Annotated in this window: 20 protein-coding genes; 6 read left to right on the top strand and 14 right to left on the bottom strand. The window is 45.0% G+C overall.

Annotation, left to right across the window (positions count from 1 at the left end):
- Positions 1-376 precede the first annotated feature (376 nt).
- Both R8269_RS17985 and lpcA read right to left on the bottom strand, forming a co-directional pair.
- Complete coding sequence (locus R8269_RS17985) at positions 377-1,222, bottom strand: class II glutamine amidotransferase (RefSeq protein ID WP_005380394.1); 846 nt, start codon at positions 1,220-1,222, stop codon at positions 377-379.
- A 50-nt stretch (positions 1,223-1,272) separates the two neighbouring features.
- A complete protein-coding gene (gene lpcA / locus R8269_RS17990) occupies positions 1,273-1,848 on the bottom strand; it encodes a D-sedoheptulose 7-phosphate isomerase (protein WP_005380392.1) in 576 nt (191 codons plus the stop codon).
- Between the two features lie 376 nt (positions 1,849-2,224).
- Between lpcA and fadE the strand changes: the two genes are divergently transcribed.
- A complete protein-coding gene (gene fadE / locus R8269_RS17995) occupies positions 2,225-4,669 on the top strand; it encodes an acyl-CoA dehydrogenase FadE (RefSeq protein WP_005380391.1) in 2,445 nt (814 codons plus the stop codon).
- A 202-nt stretch (positions 4,670-4,871) separates the two neighbouring features.
- Positions 4,872-6,647, top strand: coding sequence for a SulP family inorganic anion transporter (locus tag R8269_RS18000; RefSeq protein ID WP_005380390.1), 1,776 nt, complete (start codon positions 4,872-4,874; stop codon positions 6,645-6,647).
- Between the two features lie 73 nt (positions 6,648-6,720).
- Here the strand turns inward: R8269_RS18000 and R8269_RS18005 are convergent, their stop codons facing one another.
- The 5 genes from R8269_RS18005 to dnaQ all read right to left on the bottom strand — a co-directional run bounded on the left by R8269_RS18005 (position 6,721) and on the right by dnaQ (position 10,532).
- Positions 6,721-7,131 (bottom strand): GNAT family N-acetyltransferase, encoded by a 411-nt coding sequence (locus R8269_RS18005; RefSeq protein ID WP_005391824.1) that lies wholly within the window; start codon positions 7,129-7,131, stop codon positions 6,721-6,723.
- Positions 7,132-7,215: 84 nt separating this feature from the next.
- Entirely contained in the window at positions 7,216-7,608 is a 393-nt protein-coding gene (locus R8269_RS18010; protein ID WP_215810019.1) for a DUF1353 domain-containing protein, read from the bottom strand.
- Positions 7,609-7,799: 191 nt separating this feature from the next.
- Positions 7,800-8,300, bottom strand: coding sequence for a hypothetical protein (locus R8269_RS18015; protein ID WP_318222606.1), 501 nt, complete (start codon positions 8,298-8,300; stop codon positions 7,800-7,802).
- A 250-nt stretch (positions 8,301-8,550) separates the two neighbouring features.
- The gene (locus tag R8269_RS18020) at positions 8,551-9,801 is read right to left on the bottom strand and encodes a TIGR03503 family protein (protein ID WP_262606232.1); all 1,251 of its coding nucleotides are present in this window, start codon (positions 9,799-9,801) and stop codon (positions 8,551-8,553) included.
- Positions 9,802-9,809: 8 nt separating this feature from the next.
- Positions 9,810-10,532, bottom strand: coding sequence for a DNA polymerase III subunit epsilon (gene dnaQ, locus R8269_RS18025; protein ID WP_017636047.1), 723 nt, complete (start codon positions 10,530-10,532; stop codon positions 9,810-9,812).
- A gap of 59 nt (positions 10,533-10,591) precedes the next feature.
- Here dnaQ and rnhA point away from each other — a divergent pair, with 59 nt between their 5' ends.
- On the top strand, positions 10,592-11,056 hold the full coding sequence (gene rnhA / locus R8269_RS18030; protein WP_005380384.1) for a ribonuclease HI: 465 nt from the start codon (positions 10,592-10,594) through the stop codon (positions 11,054-11,056).
- Here the strand turns inward: rnhA and R8269_RS18035 are convergent.
- Positions 11,053-11,799, bottom strand: a complete 747-nt coding sequence (locus R8269_RS18035) for a class I SAM-dependent methyltransferase (RefSeq protein ID WP_017636046.1) — start codon at positions 11,797-11,799, stop codon at positions 11,053-11,055. The two genes, rnhA and R8269_RS18035, sit on opposite strands and share 4 nt — an antisense overlap.
- 37 nt (positions 11,800-11,836) lie before the next feature.
- Between R8269_RS18035 and gloB the strand changes: the two genes are divergently transcribed.
- The 3 genes from gloB (at position 11,837) to R8269_RS18050 (ending at position 15,120) form a co-directional block, all read left to right on the top strand.
- Entirely contained in the window at positions 11,837-12,595 is a 759-nt protein-coding gene (gloB, locus tag R8269_RS18040) for a hydroxyacylglutathione hydrolase (protein ID WP_017636045.1), read from the top strand.
- A gap of 258 nt (positions 12,596-12,853) precedes the next feature.
- A complete protein-coding gene (locus R8269_RS18045) occupies positions 12,854-14,437 on the top strand; it encodes a LysM peptidoglycan-binding domain-containing protein (protein WP_017820746.1) in 1,584 nt (527 codons plus the stop codon).
- The gene (locus R8269_RS18050) at positions 14,434-15,120 is read left to right on the top strand and encodes a YIP1 family protein (protein WP_005380375.1); all 687 of its coding nucleotides are present in this window, start codon (positions 14,434-14,436) and stop codon (positions 15,118-15,120) included. Before R8269_RS18045 ends, R8269_RS18050 begins: the two co-directional genes overlap by 4 nt.
- A gap of 1 nt (position 15,121) precedes the next feature.
- On the opposite strand, the gene R8269_RS18055 is transcribed toward R8269_RS18050, so the two are convergent.
- The 6 genes from R8269_RS18055 to dnaE all read right to left on the bottom strand — a co-directional run bounded on the left by R8269_RS18055 (position 15,122) and on the right by dnaE (position 22,920).
- A complete protein-coding gene (locus R8269_RS18055; RefSeq protein WP_025768251.1) occupies positions 15,122-15,967 on the bottom strand; it encodes an endonuclease/exonuclease/phosphatase family protein in 846 nt (281 codons plus the stop codon).
- Between the two features lie 140 nt (positions 15,968-16,107).
- Entirely contained in the window at positions 16,108-16,446 is a 339-nt protein-coding gene (glnB, locus tag R8269_RS18060) for a nitrogen regulatory protein P-II (RefSeq protein ID WP_005380372.1), read from the bottom strand.
- 186 nt (positions 16,447-16,632) lie between these two features.
- A complete protein-coding gene (locus R8269_RS18065; protein ID WP_017636043.1) occupies positions 16,633-16,947 on the bottom strand; it encodes a c-type cytochrome in 315 nt (104 codons plus the stop codon).
- 70 nt (positions 16,948-17,017) lie between these two features.
- A complete protein-coding gene (gene tilS / locus R8269_RS18070) occupies positions 17,018-18,328 on the bottom strand; it encodes a tRNA lysidine(34) synthetase TilS (protein ID WP_005380367.1) in 1,311 nt (436 codons plus the stop codon).
- Positions 18,329-18,434: 106 nt separating this feature from the next.
- A complete protein-coding gene (gene accA, locus R8269_RS18075; RefSeq protein ID WP_005380365.1) occupies positions 18,435-19,394 on the bottom strand; it encodes an acetyl-CoA carboxylase carboxyl transferase subunit alpha in 960 nt (319 codons plus the stop codon).
- 46 nt (positions 19,395-19,440) lie between these two features.
- Positions 19,441-22,920 (bottom strand): DNA polymerase III subunit alpha, encoded by a 3,480-nt coding sequence (gene dnaE, locus R8269_RS18080; protein WP_005385364.1) that lies wholly within the window; start codon positions 22,918-22,920, stop codon positions 19,441-19,443.
- Positions 22,921-22,955 lie beyond the last annotated feature (35 nt).

The following is a 22,955-nucleotide window of genomic DNA, read 5'->3' on the forward strand; positions in this document are numbered from 1 at the left end:
ACTCCAGGCACAAAAGAGCAGCCTGAGGGCTGCTCTTGGTTGTTTTAATACTTATAAACTTGATTCAAGAAAACCATGGTGAGACTAGAAACCTAAAACCCAACATTCTAAAAAATCCCATAACCACTTGAGTAACATAACACTCGGAAAGTAGATTCTGAATCTGGTTCGTTCTTCACCGTTCAGACTGACGAGGTGTTTTATGAGAAATTTCTATCAGTTACGTCTTTACAGCAAGCCTTAGCGAGACTAGGACTCTACTACCAGCACTCTAGAAAGTAAGAATGCTCATCCGTATCCGCCCTCGGTTTAAAACGCATAAAAATAAAGCTCGCGATTAAGCGAGCTTTATTTTTATATTCAGAGTAAGAGACCATCACTCTAACGGTTCGGTTGGCGCTTGATTGCCCGGCTTAGCCGCCGCAAACGGCACATTTACCAGTTCAGAGGCATTATTTTTGACTAGTTCACCTAGGTGAAACAAGCCGTATTCGCCAGGTTTCATACGCTGCCAAGCTTCGTTGCCCGTCAAAGGTTGAGTTGCGATCACAGAAACGATGTCATGTGGCGTGGTTTCTTCTTGGAAGTTAATTTCCACATCTTCATCAAGCAAAGCAGCTTTTCCAAACGGTGCGCGTCTTGTGATCCAATACAAATGATTGGTGCAATACGTCATTACATACTCACCATCACTCAGAAGCATGTTAAATACACCCTTCTCTCTTAGCTCATCACAACATTTAGCAACATATAAGAATACCGACTCCATATCCTTTGGTGGCTCAGGATATCGATCTTCCATTTGCTTCAATAACCAGCAAAATGCCAGTTCACTATCTGTTTCACCGACAGGTCGATGTCGACCTGTATGCAAGTCTTGATAGCCAGAGAGCTGACCGTTATGCGCAAACGTCCAATACCTACCCCACAGCTCACGTGTAAAGGGATGAGTATTTTCTAAATTAACACCACCACGATTCGCCTGTCGGATATGACTAACGACCGCACGACTTTTGATGGGATAATTTTGTACCAACTCTGCTATTTTAGACTCACAACTTGGCTTGGGATCTTTGAAGGTTCTAAAGCCCTTCCCTTCGTAGAAGGTGATCCCCCATCCGTCACGGTGTGGGCCGGTTCGACCTCCACGCTGCATGAGCCCAGTAAAACTGAAACAAATATCCGTTGGAACATTAGCGCTCATACCGAGCAATTCACACATGGTTTAAAAAACTCCCTAACAACACAGCTCGAAACGGTGGCCGTAAACGATTATTCCATCTCTTTTTCGATCAACTGAATGATGATATGAATAATCTTAATATGAATTTCCTGAATGCGGTCTGCATAACCAAAGTGTGGCACGCGGATTTCAATATCTGCAAGGCCTGCCATTTTGCCGCCATCTTTACCTGTTAGCGCAATCGTCTTCATGCCTTTCGCTTGTGCTGCTTCAATCGCTTTCAGGATGTTACCTGAGTTACCTGAAGTCGACAGACCAAACAGTACGTCACCTTTTCGACCAACCGCTTCTACATAACGTGAAAACACGAAGTCATAACCAAAGTCATTACTCACACAAGAAAGGTGGCTTGGATCTGAAATAGCAATACCAGCATAGCCAGGACGATTTTCTCGGTAACGGCCTGTTAGCTCTTCGGCAAAGTGCATTGAATCACAGTGAGAACCACCGTTACCACATGACAATACTTTACCATCTTGCTTGAATGAGTCAGCAATCATTTTCGCCGCTGCTTCGATTTGCGCAATGTTATGGTCATCGCTTAAAAATTTGTTGAGCACTTCAGCAGCTTCGTTTAATTCACTTCTAATCAGATCATGGTACATAAGACGTTCTCTTTATTATTTCGGCTTCAGTCAGCTCTTGACTCACTGAGCAAATTGTTCTGATACCAATTTGGTATCGGACATTTCATAAACCTGAACTCGGGTTTGATTACTCTGAGTTTACCCACAAACGAGAATTAGTGTCGATAGTGAACCAACAGATTTAGATTAGTGATGGTAATAAACTTGTCAACTTGCTCATGAAACCATCACTCAAATCTCAACTTTAGAATTTTAACTCTACTTAGATCACTTTTTATCCAATCTTATGTTTTACATTTCCTTAATATTTTGATTACACTTAAACCAACTGGTTAGACCTCTTACCTAACATACAGACGTACAAAACTTATAAAGTCTGAAAAGGAAAATACATATGGACATCTTGCTCTCAATCATCACGATGGCGATCGTGCTAGGCATTACGCTCTACCACCGCATGTCTCTCGTGAAATCTATTAGCTTACTCACCGCAGCCATGCTGGCTCTTACAGTAGCTGGTACTGTCGGCGTTATTGGTTGGGCTATTTACGTTCTCGCCGCAGCTGTGCTCGCGGTTCCTGGCGTACGTCAGTCTTTAATTAGCCGCAAAGCGTTAGTGCTTTTCAAGAAAGTGCTGCCAGCTATGTCTCAAACCGAAAAAGAAGCGTTAGACGCAGGTACCGTCTGGTGGGAAGCCGAACTATTTAAAGGCAAACCAGAGTGGCAAAAGCTACACGCAATTCAAGCACCTAAGTTAAGTGCGGAAGAACAAGCCTTTTTAGACGGCCCTGTGAATGAAGTGTGCGCCATGGTGAGTGATTTCCAAGTGACCCATGAACTCGCGGACTTACCGCCAGAAGTTTGGCAATACCTGAAAGATCATAAGTTCTTCGCCATGATCATTAAGAAAAAGTACGGTGGTCTGGAATTCTCAGCATACGCGCAATCTTTGGTGCTACAAAAATTAACGGGTGTTTCTGGCGTTCTATCGTCTACCGTTGGTGTTCCTAACTCTTTGGGCCCAGGTGAGCTACTGCAACACTACGGTACTGAAGATCAAAAAAATCATTACTTACCGCGTCTAGCTGAAGGTAAGGAAATCCCTTGTTTCGCCCTAACAAGTCCAGAAGCGGGTTCTGACGCTGGATCTATTCCAGATTACGGTGTGGTCTGTAAAGGCGAATGGGAAGGAAAAGAAGTACTGGGTATGCGCCTGACTTGGAACAAGCGCTACATCACCCTAGCGCCAGTCGCAACGGTACTAGGCTTAGCATTTAAACTTCGCGATCCTGAAGGTTTGCTAGGCGACAAAGAAGATCTTGGCATCACTTGTGCGCTTATCCCAACTGATGTCAAAGGTGTTGAGATTGGTAACCGACACTTCCCACTCAATGTACCATTCCAAAATGGCCCAACGCGCGGTAAAGACATCTTTGTTCCTATCGATTTCATTATCGGTGGCGAAAAAATGGCGGGCCAAGGTTGGCGTATGCTGGTTGAGTGTCTGTCGGTTGGACGTGGTATCACGCTACCTTCAAACTCAACAGGTGGCATCAAAACTGCGGCAATGGCAACCGGTGCTTACTCACGTATTCGTCGTCAGTTCAAACAGCCTATCGGCCATATGGAAGGGGTTGAAGAACCATTAGCACGCTTGGGTGGTAATGCTTACGTGATGGATGCAGCAAGCAACTTAACCGTTGCGGGTATCGACTTAGGTGAAAAGCCTTCAGTAATCTCAGCTATCGTGAAGTATCACTGTACGCACCGCGGCCAGCAAAGCATCATCGATGCAATGGACATCGTAGGCGGTAAAGGTATCTGTATGGGACCTTCTAACTTCCTAGCTCGTGGTTACCAAGGTGCGCCAATCGCAGTAACGGTTGAGGGTGCTAACATTCTAACACGCTCAATGATCATCTTTGGCCAAGGCGCAATCCGTTGCCATCCGTACGTTCTTGAAGAAATGAACGCGGCGTATTCTGAAGCAAGTAATGCTGTCGAGAAGTTTGATAAAGCGCTTGCTGGTCACGTGAGCTTTACAATGAGTAACCTAGTGCGCAGTATCTGGTTTGGTTTGAGCGACGGTCTGGGCTCTTCATCACCAACCAAAGATGCAACCAAGCGTTACTACCAACAATTGAACCGTTACAGTGCAAACCTTGCTCTGCTATCGGATATCTCAATGGCAGTGCTAGGTGGCTCTTTGAAGCGTAAAGAGCGTCTATCAGCGCGTCTTGGTGACATTCTAAGCCAGCTATATTTAAGCTCTGCGACGTTGAAACGTTTTGAGCAAGATGGCCGCCCAGTCGAAGATTTACCATTAGTACACTGGGGTTTACAAGACAGTTTGAAACAAGCGGAAGTGGCGGTAGACGAATTCTTAGCAAACTTCCCGAACAAAGTGATTGGTAGTGCACTGCGCGTGTTAATCATGCCATTCGGTCGTGTACGCAAAGCGCCAAGCGATAAACTAGACAGTAAAGTGGCGCGCATTCTACAAACGCCAAGTGCAACGCGCTCACGCATTGGTCGCGGTCAATACCTTGAACCAACCGAGCACAACGCAGCAGGTAAGATTGAGCTTGCGCTGTCAGTCATTCTTCAAGCTGAACCTGTGTTTGACAAAGTATGTAAAGCGCAAGGTAAGCGTCGCCCATTCTTACGTTTGGATATGATTGCTCAGGAAGGGCTAGAGCAAGGCTTTATCACGCAAGAAGAAGCCGATCTACTCAGAGAAGCGGAACAGCATCGTCTAGATACAATCAATGTTGACGACTTCGAGCCGGAACTGCTTGCCGCAAAGCCGCTATACCCTCAGATGGATAGTGTCGCGTAACTCTAGAATCTGAGACCACAAACGGGAGTATCAGCTCCCGTTTTTTATTGCTTCCAGAATCGGATTCATAACACCTCACACTACAAAGCCCCCCTGCGCAATAAAATCCTCGCACTCCAATCTTTCCCCCGATTTCCAGTGATAACTAACTCACAGACGTTCCAACTAAGCGGTGTATACTTTAAGTAACTCACTCACATATATGGTAAATCCGTTGGCTAAAATATTACTCGCACAGTGGTTCCCAGGGCTTGTTCAGCTTAAGCATTATCAAAAAGAATGGTTTGTTAACGACTTTAGAGCCGCCTTTTCTGTTGTCGCGGTTGCACTGCCAGTTGCCATAGCTTACGCACAATTAACTGGTGTATCCGCAATTGTCGGTCTGTATTCGTGTGTACTGCCAATGTTGGTTTACGCCATGATGGGCACATCTCGACAACTCATTGTCGGACCCGATGCAGCAACCTGTGCAGTGATTGCTGCTGTTGTGACACCACTTGCCGCAGGTGACCCCACAAAACATTGGCAGTTGGTTATGACCATGACAGCGATGACGGGGATTTGGTGTGTACTGGCAAGTCGTTTCAAGCTAGGGGTATTTGCAGATTTCCTTTCTCGTCCGATTCTTTTGGGTCTACTCAACGGTGTTGCTCTCACAATTATCGTTGGTCAGTTTGCGAAAGTAGTCGGTTTGAAATACGAGCAACGTTATTTACTGGAACGTTTATGGGAAGCTCCACAACGATTAACCGATCTTCATTGGCCTACTGTAACTCTGAGTATCGTGACAGTTGTCGTTTATTTGCTCACCAAACGCTACCGACCAACTTGGCCTGCTGCCATGCTGGCGATCCTCGTAACTACTGCGTCAGTTTGGTTTTTCCATTTACAAGAGATGGGCGTATCGGTTGTCGGACTCACTCAAGGTGGCTTCCCTCAGTTTCAAACACCGGAATTTGAGCTAGGTGAAGTTCGTGAACTAGTAGTCCCGGCGCTCAACCTTGCGATTGTCAGTTTTGTTAGCATGATGCTCACCGCCCGCAGTTTCGCGGCTAAAAACGGTTATGATATTGATGCAAATAAAGAGTTTCAGGCGTTGGGTTTTGCCAACATTGCCTCAGCGTTTTCACAAGGTTTCGCGATAAGCGGCGCTGACTCACGCACAGCCGTTAATGATGCAAATGGTGGTAAATCTCAATTAGTTTCGATTGTCGCTGCAATCACCATTGCCATTATTGCGGTATTTATTTATGAGCCTTTACAGTTCATCCCTATCGCTTCACTTGGTGTTGTATTGATCATTGCGTCCCTATCGCTGCTCGATCTTAAAGCAATTTGGAAATTAAAATCTCGTGACAAAGATGCATTTTATCTGGCCATCATTACTTTTATTTCTGTGTTGATCGTGGGTGTAATACCGGGGATCACTTTGGCGGTATTGCTAGGGCTGTTTCAATTTTTACGTATTGTCATGCGGCCGAGTGATCAGCTACTTGGCTTGGATGAAAAAGGCACCATTCGGACCATCGACGACTCAGGAAAAGCTTCGCCTATTCCTGGAATGGTGATTTACCGCTTTAACTCACCGCTAACTTACTTCAATGCTCCTTACTTTAAACGTAGAGTGTTAGAGCAGGCAGAGCATCACAAAGACGCAAGTTGCGTTGTCATCGACGCCGTGTCGAGCTTTACTCACTTGGATCTTAGTGTGATGGCAACACTGGCAGATATTCACAATACTTTGAAAAAGAGAGGCGTACGCTTAATCCTCGCAGGAAGGAAACGACGTCTTCGTCAATGGTGTGAGCTTACTGGTATCAGCACCAGTGAAGGAGGCATCTTACTGCGAGCTGATATGTACCTTGCCATTAAACTTAGTGGCTGTTACATCAGTGCTGTGGGTGAGGGACAAATTCCTACTGTTCAAAAAGAGCCTGATTTAGAGCAGCCACCCAAACCAATTCCAGAAGTGGCTTAAATACAAATTTAATATAGAAAACAGGAAATTAAACTCCTGTTTTCTAGTGCTTATCTTCACAGCTGAATACGTGTTACGCCTTTGGCTTAAACTTTTTTGTCATCCCTTGGCTTTTAGGAGCCACCAGCCTATAACCAAGCTTTTCGTAAAAGACCGGTTCATCAGCAATCATAGAAACGTAAGAGCCTTCAAGTGCAACAGATGAAAGATAACCGTCGATGTATTCCATGACTTTTCTACCTAAACCGTTGCCTTGATAATCAGAATCAACGGCAACGTCGACAATTTCGAAGTTACACGCCCCGTCACCAACAACCCGACCCATTGCAATGAGCTTTCCTTCATCCCGAACAGATACGCCATATAACGAATTGGGTAGGCCAATTTCAGCAGCTTTCAACGATTTAGGTGATAGCCCGGCTTTTATACGCATATCACAGTATTCTTTCGGGCTTGGCACATGCTCTTCATATCTTATTGTCATTATGTACTACTCCTTTGTATCACCTTGGAGCTTACATAACTAAACTGTATAAATAAACAGTTATACGTTGGAAAGATGTTCCCATTAAGCACACAAAGTATCGGGTCTAGAAAAGAACCCGCCGACAACTCTGACGCCATAATAGATATAAGTTGCTCTGAAGCTAGACGTTCCTTTTTCTAAACATGTTTCTCTCAACAACGTATCCGCATGCTTTCGAGCACTTTGAGGCAACACCTCTTCCCTCATGAGTTGGTAAAGAGCATCATGCACTAAAGAAGCTTTCATAATGTTTTTTGTGTCTAACGCTGGCCCACTCGCTCCATCCCATGCATAGCCCTTTTTAATCGTTAACACGCCTTGTTTGGACAAACTAAGAAAAGGGCTGTCATACGCCTGACTCACTGAAATGTGAGTCTCAATCTTTTCTTCAGAATGGAGAGTGTATTTGTACTTCTGACGCTTTTTGTATTTCATCAGAGACCTCGCGTTTACTTATTCTTATTTATCACGCACAGCTGAATATTTATCCAGAAACCCTAAAAGATCGGCTCTTGTTATTATGGCGTACTACCTATTACAAAGCCCAAATCAATATAAATAGAACTCCATGCAATCAATAAAGCCAGAACCCCTGACTTTATTGACCAAAATTCAACCAACAATCCTTATTCTGAAGGAAGTCTACTCAATTTTTTATGGATATCTTCTACAAAATTGACTTGTTCACTTGGAGAAACCTCTAGAACATAATGAAAAAACGGACTTGTATGCTCAGTAATTTTATACTCTTCACTTAACAGCTTAATTACTTGTTCATGATTAAATCGTGCGGAGACTAAGCCACTCTCGGTTTCTTGAGTTATAACTATATAGTGAGCGGTTGGAAAAACCGTAAACCTTCCTTCGACAGGAAACCAAGGAGCAAAAGAAATAATCTCGTCATCAATTATGTATGCTTGAGGTTTACTGACATAGGTGTAAGGGTACTTTTCATCTAAATAGGGTCTTGCTGTATCAAACAAGCCATCATAATAAGTTGGTATTTCTACTTTTTGGATTTTACTTAAGGGATCGAAAGTGAAGGTATCAAGTGATTTTAAATTATTACTTCCCGAATCTGGATTATTAACACCATTATCAATAGAAGAACAACCTACAATTATCACTGCACAAAAAAAGCTAAAATTTTATTCATTATTTCTTTATCTTTAATTGATTGTTTTGAAAGTTAGTCACATTAAAAATGCAACCAATTTAGAAAGTAAAAATGATATATTATTTATATAAAATCCCAAACATATATTTGAATACAGTAAACTTAAATATTCATAATTTATCCATTTTTCTTCTTCCAACTTGGTAACTTGATAAAAAAACGGAGCCGATTGGCTCCGTTTCTCGCTTTATGTGTTACTACTATTTCTTTGGTACTTCTAATTGCATCTCTGGCATGGCATCGCGCTTCGCTTTAATTTTGAGCCAGACTATCCATGCAATGATCACAATCAGCAGCATTATCAAATTACCCACCGCGATAATAATCATGCTGCGCTTACGCTCAGCCTCTCGCTCAGCGATAATTTGCTTTTCCATTTCAATACGGCGCTGTTCGGCTAATTCAGCTTCTTTTGCAATTCGAGCAGCTTCTAGATCAACTTCATCAACAACACTGAAGGTTTGCTCTGGGATAGGAAACACCAACGAGCGCTGAGTTGCAAAATCAGTGGCAAAGATCTCGCCGCGCCATGCGTACTTACCAAGCTCAGCATCGTTATTGAGGTTCAACGTAACTCTCATTCCATCTTTAGAGACCTGTCCTTGGCTGTAACTAATGAAACCATCGGGAGCGTCCTTTTTCACTGTGACTGCAATAGAGCCTGGTGCAATCATACCTTGCTCGCCACTCACCACTAATTGGTGTGGCTTATCGGGATTACGAGCCTGAATAAAAGTACGAGAGATTGGGTTCGGATAAACCAAGATGACTTGCTCTTGCGCTCGTAAGAATACGCCATTGCCAGACGTGATGCGCGCACGGTACTTACCAGGCTCAACGTCTATTGGGAGCTGAACCGTGAACACTCCATCCCCTGCTTTTTCATCCAAGCCTCGGCCGTCATCAGAAAACTCACCCACAACCATCGGCACTGGACGTGCTTCTTTGATCAGCTCATCTTCATTTTCGACAAACTTGGTAAATGTCACGCGCAGATTCACGCGATCAAGGAAGTCGCGCAGTACAAGAGGTTTGCCGTCGGAGGTCAGGCGAGCTGTAAACTTAAGCGCTTCCCCATTATATAATCGGTTTGGGAACAGATCCGTACTGAGCTTTAGGTGAGAAATTAAGCGGATGTTATTTTTAGGCGTAACTTTCCCCACAGCCTGCCATGGACCTGGCATAGGGTTATCAACGGAAATAATATCGAGTGAGGCTTCTTGATACCAACGTACATTGTCGTAAGAGCCCCAAGCATAGTATTTTTTACCGTCAGGACGGACTAAAACAACTGGCTGAGAACTTTGCTCACGATAAACCAAAAACGTGATCTGCTCGATGGTTGGATCAACTCGAAAGCGATTGTCTAACAAAGACATTGTAGATTCACTCGCAGCACTCGAGAGACTACTCCATATCGCTAAAAACGCGACCAACAAAGCCCTCAACATAGCTTCTCCTATTGATGCCAAATACAGTTGTTCACCAACTCTAATCTTTTTTGGTGAGCTTCTAGTTCATCGGCACTTGCGCGCAAAACCTTTAGCGCTTTTCTTCCTTCAATACGACGAATGGTTTCTACCCCACCCTCTTGTTTATTCGCGTTAAATTCTAGACTCGTTTGACCACCCGTCATAAAGAGGTAAACGTCGGCTAGAATCTCCGCATCGAGCAAAGCTCCGTGGAGTGTACGGTGCGAGTTATCAATACCGTAACGTTCACATAAGATATCAAGGTTGTTTCGCTTACCAGGGAAGATTTTCTTCGCCATAGCAAGGGTATCGGTCACCTTGCAGTAGTCGTCCGTTTTGCCGATGTTAGGATCGAGCATGCCAAACTCGTAATCCATAAAGCCGGTATCGAAGGGCGCGTTGTGGGCAACAAGTTCTGCGCCTTTAATAAACTCAAGAAACTCTTGGTGCACGCTCGCGTATTCCGGTTTATCAACCAAGAATTCATCCGTAATACCGTGAACTTCAACCGCTTCTGGTTGGATTTCACGATCGGGTTTTAAATAAACGTGGAAGTGACGACCAGTCAGCTTACGGTTGATGATCTCCACGGCACCGATTTCAATAATGCGGTGTCCCATGTAGTGAGGACCACCCTCGCGGTTCATACCTGTGGTTTCGGTATCGAGAACGACAATGCGGTTATATTCAGAATTGCTGCTGGTATTCATAAGGTTATGTATGTCAGACTATGCTTTATTAAATGTTTCGGCTAATAGTACCAAAAAATATGACCAAACACGTTGAGATTTTCACTGACGGTTCTTGTTTAGGTAACCCAGGACCAGGTGGTTACGGCATAGTATTGCGTTACAAAGACGTAGAAAAGACACTTTCCAAAGGCTATACGTTAACTACCAACAACCGCATGGAAATGTTGGCGGCTGTCGTCGCGCTACAGACGTTAAAACAACCTTGTAAAGTCACTTTAACGACTGACAGCCAATATGTGCGCCAAGGTATTACTCAGTGGATCCATAACTGGAAGAAGCGTGGTTGGAAAACAGCGGATAAAAAACCCGTGAAGAATGCCGATTTATGGCAAGCTCTAGACAAAGAAACCGCACGCCATCAAGTTGAATGGCATTGGGTAAAAGGCCACGCGGGCCATCGTGAGAACGAAATGTGTGATGAGCTAGCCCGGACTGCTGCAGAAAACCCAACTGAGGAAGATACAGGTTACCAACCCTCTTAGCGAGATTCTTTCCTCATAGTGTTACCCTCTCGATTCATCACCCCAAGTGGTGTGAGCTTTTTCTTCAAGCGCCAATGCGGTTTGATAGGCTTGAGAGGGTATGTCCGTTTCCGCGCGACTATGTAATACAAACTCCCAGCGGGTGATGCCCAATCACCAAGACTATTTTCCAACCATGTCCACATCGTACGGTAACGTTTCATCGGAAACAGCGCATAACGATCACAATGAATCACTTGATAATTAAGTAACCCTAACCAATCTTTGATGCGGTTCGACGTAAACATTCGTCCACTCCAAGGCAAATTATGTTTACGCCATGGAAGCAAACTCGCTAATCCAGTCAAGCTTAATGGGTTGAATCCAGTAATAATTACATAGCCATCATCCATCATCACTCTATCGACTTCACGCAACAAACGGTGTGGATCGCTTGCATAGTCGAGCTGATGAGCGAGTATCACAACATCAAAGCTTTTTTCCAAAAAGGGTAATTCGTAACCATCTGCAATCACATTATGCAACGGGTTCTGGATATCTACGTTGACTTGGTGTTGAATGTTACAATTACAGCTGGTTAGCTCACAGCTCAACCCGCCCAGTTTGAGCATATGGTAGCCGAAGAGTTTCGGGCACCATTCATCAAGTCGGGTCTGGATTGACTCAAGCACCCACGGACCGTTGTTCATTGCTGACCAAGTCGACGGGTGTGGTATAGTTTTGTTGCTGAGTGCTGGTTTCATTAACCACCTGACTAAAATGGGTGACGGAGAACGAATCGTGTTAGAGATCAAAAGCATACCCGCATTTAATGATAATTACATCTGGCTGATACAAAATAGCGATAAGCGCTGCGCAGTCGTTGATCCGGGCGATGCGAAGCCAGTATTAGAATTTCTGCAGGCTAACGAATTAACTTTAGAAGCGATTTTAATTACGCACCACCACAACGATCACATTGGTGGCGTTCCAGACTTAGTGCGTGCATTTCCTGACGTCGCCGTTGTGGGCCCAAAATCAGAGCCAATTCCAACCCTAACGACACCAATGGAAGAAGGCGACAAGCTGGAGTTGTTTGGTGAGATTTTCTTAGTACTTGGGTTACCCGGCCATACTTTGGGCCATATCGGTTACGTTGGGGACGGAAAACTGTTTTGCGGTGATGTGCTCTTTTCTGCTGGCTGCGGTCGTATTTTTGAAGGTACGCCTGAGCAAATGTTTGAATCACTGAGCAAACTAACGTCTCTACCAGAAGAAACTCAAGTCTTCTGCGCGCATGAATACACCGCGAGTAACGTGGCGTTTGCTCTAGCGGTTGAACCTGACAATGAGCAACTTCGCCAATATCGCGACGATGTAAACCGACTGCGAGCACTCAACATTCCGACACTTCCAACAACAATACGCAAAGAAAAGTGGATTAATCCGTTCTTGCGAACCTCTAACCCTGACGTGGTTCAATCTGTTGCTAGTCGCATTAAAAATAGCGATCCATGCTCGGTTTTTACTGCTTTACGCGAGTGGAAGAACGAATTTTAACCATTTTCTGCTTGTAAGTTTGCAAGACCCCAGTATTATCAGGGACTGATTTTTCGAGAAGCGCCACTGGCGCTTCTCTTACGTTTGGGGTTGATATAAATCTATTTGAATTTCTCCCCATTGCATAATTAGATAGAAGCTCTTTGCCTCTATAAATTAGTTAGTGTTTAAAAGATGTCTATTATCTTGCGACTGCCACGCACATTACGTTGCGCGACAGGCAGGTGAAGATAAACAGGCCCTAAATAGGCTGAATCCATGCGTTTGAAGTATACTTGGGCGTTGGCGTTGTTATTATCTGGCTGTCAATTGACTCAGTCAGATTCAACGTCTTCTACACCAGAAACCAATAAATCTGAGCAGACTGCAAAGCAAAATGCAGTAAAAGCTCAACCGGGCAATAAATCGTCACTAGCAAAAAAATCCGCTAACGACGCGCCTAAAGTTCTCTCCCCCCAAGAACAAGAAGATGTGTGGCAACGTATCGCCATGCAGCTGGACATGGATATCCCAAACCACAAGAAAGTGGACTACTACCGTACGTGGTATTTAAAGCACCCAAATCACCTTTACACGGTATCTAAGCGTGCGACTCCTTTTCTATACATGATCACAAAACGTATCGAAGAGCGCGGACTCCCAATGGAGCTTGCATTACTTCCTGTAGTGGAAAGTTCATTCGATGCCTTTGCCTACTCACATGGTAGCGCGGCTGGGTTGTGGCAATTTGTCCCAGGCACCGGAAAAATGATGGGATTAGAGCAAAACTACTGGTATGACGGTCGCAGAGATGTGGCAGCAGCAACGGATGCAGCGCTGGACTACCTAGTACAACTAAACGAGCGTTTTGATGGTAACTGGGAACATGCAATCGCCGCTTATAACAGCGGTGGAGGCCGAGTTTCTAGCGCAATTCGTAAGAATAAAAAGCTCGGTAAACCTATCGATTTCTTCTCATTAGACTTACCAAAAGAGACCAGCAGTTACGTTCCTAAGCTATTGGCCTTGGCTGACGTTATCGCAAACCAAGACAAGTACGGACTTAATATTCCTGCAATTCCAAACAAGCCTGTTCTAACGCTTGTTGATCCAGAAGAGCAGTTAGATCTGGCTATTGCCGCAGATTATGCCGGCATTAGCGTAAAAGAGTTGCAGAGTTACAACCCAGCATACAACCAGTGGTCGACAGCGCCTGAGGGGCCGCACCAACTTTTGATTCCCGTAGAGAAAAAAGAGACTTTTCTCACCAAGGTGGAGAAAAATCGCGGTAAAGGGATGAAGGTCGCTCGCTACAAGGTGAAATCTGGTGACTCTTTAAGCGTGCTAGCTAATAAATACGGCACAACCACGAAAGTCATTCGACGTGCCAACGGCCTATCGAATAACAACATTCGTATTGGTCAATACCTATTGATTCCGACATCAACAAAAGACGATGCAAAATATGCATTAACGGCACAAAACCGATTAAACAAGACTCAATCTCGTGCTCGTGGTCAACTCAAGCTCACCCATGTCGTTCAGTCTGGAGAAAGTTTGTGGTCAATCGCACGTAACAATAAAGTGTCGTATAAATCGTTAGCTAAATGGAATGGTATGGGCCCTAAAGATCCATTGCGTGTGGGTCAAAAGCTAGTGATTTGGAAAGACTCAGACAAAGGTTCTGTGATCCGTACCGTTTTCTACAACGTTCGCTCTGGCGACACCATTAGCGGCATTGCAAGCAAGTTCAAAGTAAAAACGAACGACATCGTGAAATGGAACTCGCTACACAAGAAAAAATACTTACAACCAGGTCAAAAGCTTAAGTTGTACGTTGACGTAACGAAGGTAAGTGTATGAACCCATCAAGCAATCCACTTGTGATGCTGTTGGACATTTTTCGTTCTCCAACATCTTGTTTTCTTGCGCTTTATCAACGCGGTGGATGGGGATGGCAACCGTTCATCTTCCTGATGCTTAGTCCGTTTTTATTCTGGGGTGCTTACTTTTCGAATGTCGATTTCACGTGGCTCAGTGACCAACTTGCTGCGCAATTTCAGCAAATCGACCCGAAGCAGATTGAGCTATTAGAACCAAACACGCTAATGGCAAGCGCGATCATCAATGATGTATTCAACCGCTTTGCCACCTTACTATTGCTCGCGCTTTGGTTCTTTCTTGCAACAAAGGCAAGCAAACAACAATACGGTTACTGGAAATGGTTTGCCGCATCGTGTGCTATCTTATTCCCAGCAGTATTGGGCGATGTAGCAAGCTACGCGAGCTTGCTACTCAAGCATGGTCAGGTAATGACTTACGCTGCCGATTTAAATAGCCTCAATGGTCTATTAAAGCTGCCTCTTACTAACGAATGGTCTCATTTCGCTAGCTCGTTACCTTTGCTTCTGCCTTGGTACATTGTGCTCGGCTACGGCGTTGTACTGACGTGGACGGAGTTTGAACGTGGCCAAGCTTTGGTGATAGCAAGCCTGCCATGGGTATTCTTCTACGTTATTTGGGCACTTTATATTGTGGTAACCTAAGCTAGTTATTTAACGTAAATGACAATAACAATGGGTTATGATCGGAAGCGTCGCTCTGCGGCGCTTTTGCGTACTTAAGCGTCAGACCTCGGTAAAACACATGGTCCAGTGGTAACCCTGTTATAAATTGGACTCGATGATCCGGCAAGAACGTCACCTCTTGTAAGTCCGCAGCCTTTAAGGCCTGCCTCATCGCATTAACGCGAGATTCACTCCAGCTATTGAAGTCTCCAGCAAATAGAATTGGCCCCACATGATGCTTTAAAAGCATTTCAAGCGCCGTTAACTGAGATACATACTCTTTTGTACCCACGGTGAAGTTAATCGCATGTACATTCACCACTGCGAGTTTCTCGCCATTACTCAAGTGATACTGGCTATATAATGCAGACTTAGGTAAGCGAAGCCACGGCTCTTTAGAGGTGTAAGCGCAGGCTTTTTCTGGTTGCCCTTGAGCAATACTAATTACACCGGCACCGCTACCCAGCGCCTTAAAAGCACTCACTTGATTACTAACCCAGCGACCATCCACCAACCACTGTTTAAATGATGGTGTCATGCTGGCTTCTTGCAATAACAGTAACTGCTTATCAGCAGAAAACTCATCGAGTGCACGTTGCCAATTAGCCCGGTTCTGTTTGTAGATATTCCAGACAAGCACATTGATTTTGCCGTCATGATCGAGAGCTTTTGAATCGCTAAATTCGATGCACCTGATATCTTGTGTCAGCTCGGTACCTGTTTGAGTAATAATTTGCGGCTGATCTGGTACGGTGAAAATAACCTGGAAGCCAACCAATACCGCCATTACGAGAAAAGCTAACGCCAGAAAAAAACGCTTAAACATACGACAAACCTGAATGTAGGCACCCGAAATCTAGAACAACCAATCTCGGGTTAAATGATTTCACTAATAAGCAAACAACAAAAAAGGAGCCACTTGGCTCCCTTTTAGCATAATAAATACGAAACAAGTGACAAGAAACCTTAGATCGCGTCTTCGTCTTCTTCACCAGTACGAATACGAACCACACGCTCAATATCAGTGACGAATATTTTACCATCACCAATCTTACCAGTTTGCGCGGTTTCAATGATTGTCTCTACGCATTTATCAGCCACATCTTCCGTTACAACGATTTCGAGCTTCACTTTAGGTAGAAAGTCCACCATGTACTCTGCACCACGGTAAAGCTCGGTGTGACCTTTTTGGCGACCAAAGCCTTTCACTTCAGAGACGGTCATCCCTGTAATGCCAACTTCAGCTAGCGCTTCTCGAACATCATCCAGTTTAAATGGCTTGATAATCGCTTCAATTTTTTTCATGTTCATCCCTTAAGCTTCAATCGATTGCGCTTATTATCGTTTAGCGTTTCGCAACATTCAATGTTTGTCTCTGATCCACCAGCGAAAATCCAGGCTGAGCAAATTAACATAGCGAATATCGTGAGTTGATAAAACCCAATGAGGACTGCTCAATGCCCAATCGTCCAAGCTTTTTCAGACTCGCGTTTACTTCAAACTTGCGTAGTAAGCCGCTAGGTTAGCGATATCTTCATCAGACAACAATGAAGCTTGAGCTTGCATCACAGCAGCAAGCCCACCTGTTCGCTCTTTATTTTTATAAGCTTTAATTGAACTGATAATATATTGCTCATTTTGCCCTTTCAGATTTGGGTAACCCGGAATGACAGCAATACCATCAGCGCCATGACACGCCGCGCATACTCCCGACTTTGCTTGACCTGCTGCAGCATCTCCCGCAGCTAGAGCTTGCCCACTGAACATGGTTAGCGCCACCATTGCGCCCATGATTGTTTTCTTCATTGCTTCACCTAATCAATTATTATTTAAGGATTTTTATATATTATAATCGACATTGTGGCATGAATTTTCATTACCTGCGCCAAATAAGTTCACAATCTTGACCATTAAACGCCTGATCAACGAACAGATCTGCCACAGCAACGACTCGGTCTTGGTACATTAAAATCGGAATTTGACGACGCAGCCAGCTTGGCACATTGTATTCTTGGAATAACTTCTTCAGTTTTCGACTGTGATTACGCGTGGTTGGATGCGCTGATAAACCTTCCGGATTGAAGGTCACGCGAAGCAATTCTGGCTGACTCGGTAGCGCAATCGTTGCGTTACTAGAACTCGTCGTTAAGGTCAGCTCCCCGAGTCCCTCAGGCAGCGACAAAGTCGCATCAACTTGAATCGTACTTTGCCACTTAGTGACATCAGCCGTTTCCGTTACCCAATAGAGACGATTTCGAAAACGGCGCACTTCACCTTGTTTAAGTTGTAGTTTGGGGTTGGCATCTTGCTGAGCTAATGCCACTTCATTCCAGATAAGATTGAGTTGTACCTGAGTCGGCATACTAGTATTAAGCTTAGCTAGCCACATACGAATCAAGCGCGCACGTGCTAATTCACTGTGCTTAGCCAGTTCTTCAATACTCAAACTTAGATCCGTTTGTAAAGCGCGTTCAAACACCGCGCTCAATAGTTCATCCAATAGCGCTTCTTGTTGAGCACATAAGCTTGCACTGCGCTGAACCGCTTGATGGATACTCGGCCAACGACCAGACAATTCAGGAACAACACAATGACGAAGAAAGTTACGATCATAACGGGTATCTTGATTGCTTTCGTCTTCCACCCACTCCAAGCCTAATTTAGTAGCGGCGTCTTCGATGGTCTTCCGCTTGATAGTAAGCAATGGTCGAACTAGAGATCCGCAAGAAAACGGCATACTCTCCGCCATCGAAGATAACCCTTTTGGCCCGCTACCGCGCTTAAGAGCAAGGAGAAAAGTCTCTATTTGATCGTCGGCATGTTGACCAGTCAACAGTATATCGCCTTCTTGAATGTACTTAGTTAAGGCTTGGTAGCGAGCTTCACGAGCAAGAAGTTCAATACTTTCACCATTGTTGATGTCTAAGCTCACTCGCTCGATCGAGCACGATATCCCCACTTGTTGTGCCCAAAGTAAGCATTTATCGGCCCAATTATCGGCATTCGAGCTTAAACCATGGTGCACATACACAGCGTGACACTCTACAGAGTGCGCTTGTTGGTAGCGACTGAGTAATTCGAGTAAAAGACGTGAATCCACCCCTCCGCTAAACGCCAAGACAACCTTAGTGCCTGATTGATAGTAGCGGCCGAGAACTTGAGCAAAATGCAGGTAAAGCGATTCCATAAACGATCCGATAGGTGCAAAAAAGGGCTGGACTCTCATCCAACCCTTTCTATTTTAACTGTTATCAATTGAGATATCAGCTAACGCTTAACAGCAATCACCGAAATTAACAGTAACCGTAGCTCATTAGGCGCTGGTAACGACGTTCGCGTAGCGTCTCTTCATCCAGTTGTTCTAGATCTTCGAGCTGACGAAGTAGTGTCGCTTTCATATTCGCTGCCATTTGAACATGATCGCGATGAGCGCCGCCTAGTGGCTCTTCGATGATTTCGTCGATCAGTTCAAGCTCTTTAAGACGCGGAGCAGTTAGGCCCATTGCCTCTGCCGCTTGTGGCGCTTTGTCTGAATCACGCCATAAGATTGAAGCACAACCCTCAGGAGAAATTACTGAGTACGTAGAGTACTGAAGCATGTTCACGTAGTCGCCTACACCGATTGCTAATGCACCACCAGAACCGCCTTCACCGACAACGTTACAGATTACTGGTACTTTAAGACCAGACATCACTTTTAGGTTTTTCGCGATAGCTTCAGATTGACCACGTTCTTCTGCGCCCACACCTGGGTATGCGCCAGCCGTGTCAATAAATGTGATGATCGGCATGTTGAAACGCTCTGCCATTTCCATCAAGCGTAGAGCCTTACGGTAGCCTTCTGGTTTCGGCATACCAAAGTTACGTTTCACCTTTTCTTTGGTCTCACGACCTTTTTGGTGACCAATGATCATCACAGGGCGGCCTTCAAGGCGAGCCATGCCACCCACAATCGCTTTGTCGTCTGCAAACGCGCGGTCACCCGCTAATTCATCAAACTCCTCAAAAGCGTGTTGGATGTAATCCAGCGTGTAAGGACGTAGTGGGTGACGAGCCAGTTGAGCTGTTTCCCATGCACCTAGGTCACTGAAGGTTTTTTTCTTCAGCTCTAAGCTTTTCTTCTCAAGCTGTTCGATTTCTTTATCCAGGTCAATCGCAGAATCACCACCGTGACGAGAGACATCACGTAATGCTTCAATTTTCGCTTCTAGTTCTGCAATTGGCTTTTCAAATTCAAGAAAGTTTAGGCTCATCTATGAATCCTTGTTTACTCAGCGTCTAACATATTGCGCTGAATTTTTAGTTAAATTCGAGTTCTACCTGGCTTTTGCCAAGCAACTGTTTTAAATCGTCGAGTAATGTATCACTTGGCGTAACTCGCCACTCGGTGCCCAATGTTAACCGCGCTCTGGCGTCGGCACGCTGGTAGTATACATTGACGGGTACGGTTCCGGCTTTGTGCGGTTCTAAAATACGGCTGAACTGCTCAAAAAACTGATCGTTGATCTGATTTGCATCTATCGATACCGACAAACCACGAGCGTATTTCTCGCGCGCACTGCCGAGATCCATAACTTCACGCGCCGACATTTTAAGGCCACCGTTGAAGTCATCAAAGCTGACCTGTCCAGAAACGACCAAAATTCTGTCTTTTTCGAGAAGTTCAGCGTATCGATCCAGTGCATCTGAGAACAACATCACTTCCATGCGACCACTTCGGTCATCCAGTGTCATAATGCCAATTCGTGTACCACGCTTAGTCGTCATTACACGAGCGGCAATAACCAGACCTGCCACCGTGACAGATTGGTCGCGGCGAGTGGGCGTTGCGTCTTTTAGTCGACAACTGGTGTATTTGTTTAGTTCCTTTACGTAGGCGTTAATTGGGTGCCCTGTCAAATATAGACCTAGGGTATCACGCTCGCCCTCTAACCACACTTTTTCTGGCCAAGGCGGAACCTGCGTATACTTATGCTCTACTTCTTCAGGTGCATCCGTTAGCACACCAAACATATCCGTTTGACCAAACGCTTCAGCTTGGTGATGTTGACTTGCTGCTTTTACCGCATCATTGAGTGACGCCATCATCGCCGCGCGGTGTGGGCCTAGTCGATCCAACGCGCCCGCGTAAATCAGCTTCTCTATCACTCGTTTATTGACGCGTTTTAGATCAACTCGAGCACAGAAATCAAATAGGTCTTTAAAGTGACCACCTTTATTTCTCGCCTCAAGAATCGCATCGATAGGACCCTCACCTACCCCTTTTATCGCACCAATACCGTAAACAATTGCGCCATTTTCATCAACATTAAAGCGATATAAGCCAGAGTTGATGTCTGGTGGCAGCACGGTGAGCTTCATACGGAAACACTCATCGACCAAGCCAACGACTTTTTCCGTGTTATCCATATCGGCTGTCATTACCGCAGCCATAAATTCGGCAGGGTAATGTGTTTTCAGCCAAAGAGTCTGATAAGAAACCAATGCATAAGCAGCAGAGTGCGATTTGTTAAAACCATAACCGGCGAACTTCTCTACCAAGTCGAAGATTTTCATCGCCAACTCGCCATCGATACCGTTCTTTATCGCACCTTCTTCAAAGATAGCACGTTGTTTTGCCATCTCTTCTGGCTTTTTCTTACCCATTGCACGACGAAGCATGTCCGCACCACCTAGCGTGTAACCTGCTAAGATCTGCGCAATCTGCATTACCTGCTCTTGGTACAGGATGATGCCGTAGGTTGGATCAAGCGTCTCTTTTAGCGACTCGTGTTGCCACTTTTCATCTGGATAAGAGATCGCTTCTCGACCATGTTTACGGTCGATAAAGTTATCTACCATGCCCGATTGCAAAGGACCCGGACGGAAGAGTGCTACCAATGCGATAATGTCTTCGAAACAGTCTGGCTGAAGTCGTTTGATCAGCTCTTTCATGCCTCGAGATTCAAGCTGGAATACTGCTGTCGTTTCAGAGTTTTGCAACAAACGGAAAGAGGCAGGGTCTTCTAACGGTATGGATTCAATTTGAACCGGTTCTTTCCCTTCTCGCTCTAGGCGTGGGTTAATCAGTCCTAACGCCCAGTCAATAATGGTTAAGGTACGTAAACCCAAGAAGTCAAACTTAACTAGGCCAGCGGTCTCAACATCGTTTTTATCAAATTGAGTAACCGGAAAGTGACCTTCAGCGTCTGCATAAATTGGCGCAAAATCGGTAATTGTTGTAGGTGAAATTACAACACCACCAGCGTGTTTACCGGCGTTTCGCGTACAGCCTTCCAAAATATGACACATGTCGATGAGTTCTTTAACTTCCTCATCGGCCTCATACAATTCAGGTAGTGCAGGTTCAGCTTTAAACGCTTTATCTAGCGTCATGCCTGGATCGGGCGGGATCAGCTTTGAAATACGATCAACAAAACCAAATGGGTGGCCCAATACGCGGCCAACGTCACGGATTACCGCTTTTGCCGCCATGGTACCAAACGTGATGATCTGAGATACCGCGTCGCGACCGTACATTTCCGCAACGTGGTCAATAACCTGGTCACGTTTATCCATACAGAAATCGACGTCGAAATCGGGCATCGAAACACGTTCTGGGTTCAAGAAACGTTCGAACAGCAAGTCGTATTCTAGTGGATCCAGATCGGTGATTTTTAGTGCGTAAGCCACCAAAGAACCAGCACCGGAACCACGTCCAGGACCGACAGGAATTCCATTATCTTTTGACCACTGGATGAACTCCATTACGATCAAGAAGTAACCAGGAAATCCCATTTGGTTGATAACATCTAGCTCTATCTGAAGACGTTCATCATATTCAGGGCGGCGACGTTTTCTCTCTTCCTCATCTGGAAATAGGAACTCTAAACGCTCTTCCAACCCCTCTCGGGATTTCATGACTAGGAACTCAGTCTCTTTCATCCCTTCGGTTGGGAAGGCTGGTAGGAAGTACTCCCCTAAGCGCACAGTCACGTTACAACGCTTCGCTATCTCGACACTGTTTTCTAACGCTTCAGGAATATCAGCAAACAGCTCGCACATTTCTTCTTCTGTACGAAGATATTGCTGCGGACTGTAGTTTTTTGGCCTGCGCGGATCTTCTAATGTGTAACCATCGTGAATCGCTACGCGTATTTCATGAGCATCAAATAGGTCTGGACTCAGGAATACAACTTCATTGGTCGCCACTACTGGCAAGTCTTGCTGCTCTGCCAATTCAACCGCAAAGTGAAGATAAGTTTCTTCATCTGGACGACCGGTACGAAGTAGCTCAAGATAAAAGCGATCTGGAAAATGCTGTTTATAGAAATCAACACACCCTTGCACTATTTGACGGTTGCCTTTCAAAAGGCCGCGACCAATTTCCCCGCTTTTACCGCCGGATAATACAATCAGGCCTTCAGACATTTCAGCCAACCAGGCTTTGTCAATCACTGGGTGGTGTTGGACATGTCCACGTAAGTACGCTTTTGATATCAATAACGTCAGGTTCTTATAACCTACATTATCCGCCGCAAGCAAAGTCACTTGTGTCAGCTCTTCACCAAACTCGTCCGACTGCATTTTAAAGTCAGCACCAATGATCGGTTTAACACCACTGCCATGCGCCGTACCGTAAAACTTCACCAAACCACATAGGTTGGTAAAGTCGGTCAACGCCATTGCGGGCATACCGAGCTCAGCAACTTTCTTTACGATTGGCGGAACTTTGTTGAGGCCATCCACCATCGAGAAGTCACTATGAACACGCAGGTGGATGAATTTGGGATCTGACATTAACAGGTACCGTGTAACTCTATTTTGTTGGGGAT

This window comes from Vibrio sp. Vb0667, assembly GCF_033391095.1.

Bases quoted from the DNA above. Each gene is read 5' to 3' on its own strand.
- R8269_RS17985 (WP_005380394.1), bottom strand. From the start codon at position 1,222: ATGTGTGAATTGCTCGGTATGAGCGCTAATGTTCCAACGGATATTTGT.
- lpcA (WP_005380392.1), bottom strand. From the start codon at position 1,848: ATGTACCATGATCTGATTAGAAGTGAATTAAACGAAGCTGCTGAAGTG.
- fadE (WP_005380391.1), top strand. From the start codon at position 2,225: ATGGACATCTTGCTCTCAATCATCACGATGGCGATCGTGCTAGGCATT.
- R8269_RS18000 (WP_005380390.1), top strand. From the start codon at position 4,872: ATGGTAAATCCGTTGGCTAAAATATTACTCGCACAGTGGTTCCCAGGG.
- R8269_RS18005 (WP_005391824.1), bottom strand. From the start codon at position 7,131: ATGACAATAAGATATGAAGAGCATGTGCCAAGCCCGAAAGAATACTGT.
- R8269_RS18010 (WP_215810019.1), bottom strand. From the start codon at position 7,608: ATGAAATACAAAAAGCGTCAGAAGTACAAATACACTCTCCATTCTGAA.
- R8269_RS18020 (WP_262606232.1), bottom strand. From the start codon at position 9,801: ATGTTGAGGGCTTTGTTGGTCGCGTTTTTAGCGATATGGAGTAGTCTC.
- dnaQ (WP_017636047.1), bottom strand. From the start codon at position 10,532: ATGAATACCAGCAGCAATTCTGAATATAACCGCATTGTCGTTCTCGAT.
- rnhA (WP_005380384.1), top strand. From the start codon at position 10,592: ATGACCAAACACGTTGAGATTTTCACTGACGGTTCTTGTTTAGGTAAC.
- R8269_RS18035 (WP_017636046.1), bottom strand. From the start codon at position 11,799: ATGAAACCAGCACTCAGCAACAAAACTATACCACACCCGTCGACTTGG.
- R8269_RS18045 (WP_017820746.1), top strand. From the start codon at position 12,854: ATGCGTTTGAAGTATACTTGGGCGTTGGCGTTGTTATTATCTGGCTGT.
- R8269_RS18050 (WP_005380375.1), top strand. From the start codon at position 14,434: ATGAACCCATCAAGCAATCCACTTGTGATGCTGTTGGACATTTTTCGT.
- R8269_RS18055 (WP_025768251.1), bottom strand. From the start codon at position 15,967: ATGTTTAAGCGTTTTTTTCTGGCGTTAGCTTTTCTCGTAATGGCGGTA.
- glnB (WP_005380372.1), bottom strand. From the start codon at position 16,446: ATGAAAAAAATTGAAGCGATTATCAAGCCATTTAAACTGGATGATGTT.
- R8269_RS18065 (WP_017636043.1), bottom strand. From the start codon at position 16,947: ATGAAGAAAACAATCATGGGCGCAATGGTGGCGCTAACCATGTTCAGT.
- tilS (WP_005380367.1), bottom strand. From the start codon at position 18,328: ATGGAATCGCTTTACCTGCATTTTGCTCAAGTTCTCGGCCGCTACTAT.
- accA (WP_005380365.1), bottom strand. From the start codon at position 19,394: ATGAGCCTAAACTTTCTTGAATTTGAAAAGCCAATTGCAGAACTAGAA.
- dnaE (WP_005385364.1), bottom strand. From the start codon at position 22,920: ATGTCAGATCCCAAATTCATCCACCTGCGTGTTCATAGTGACTTCTCG.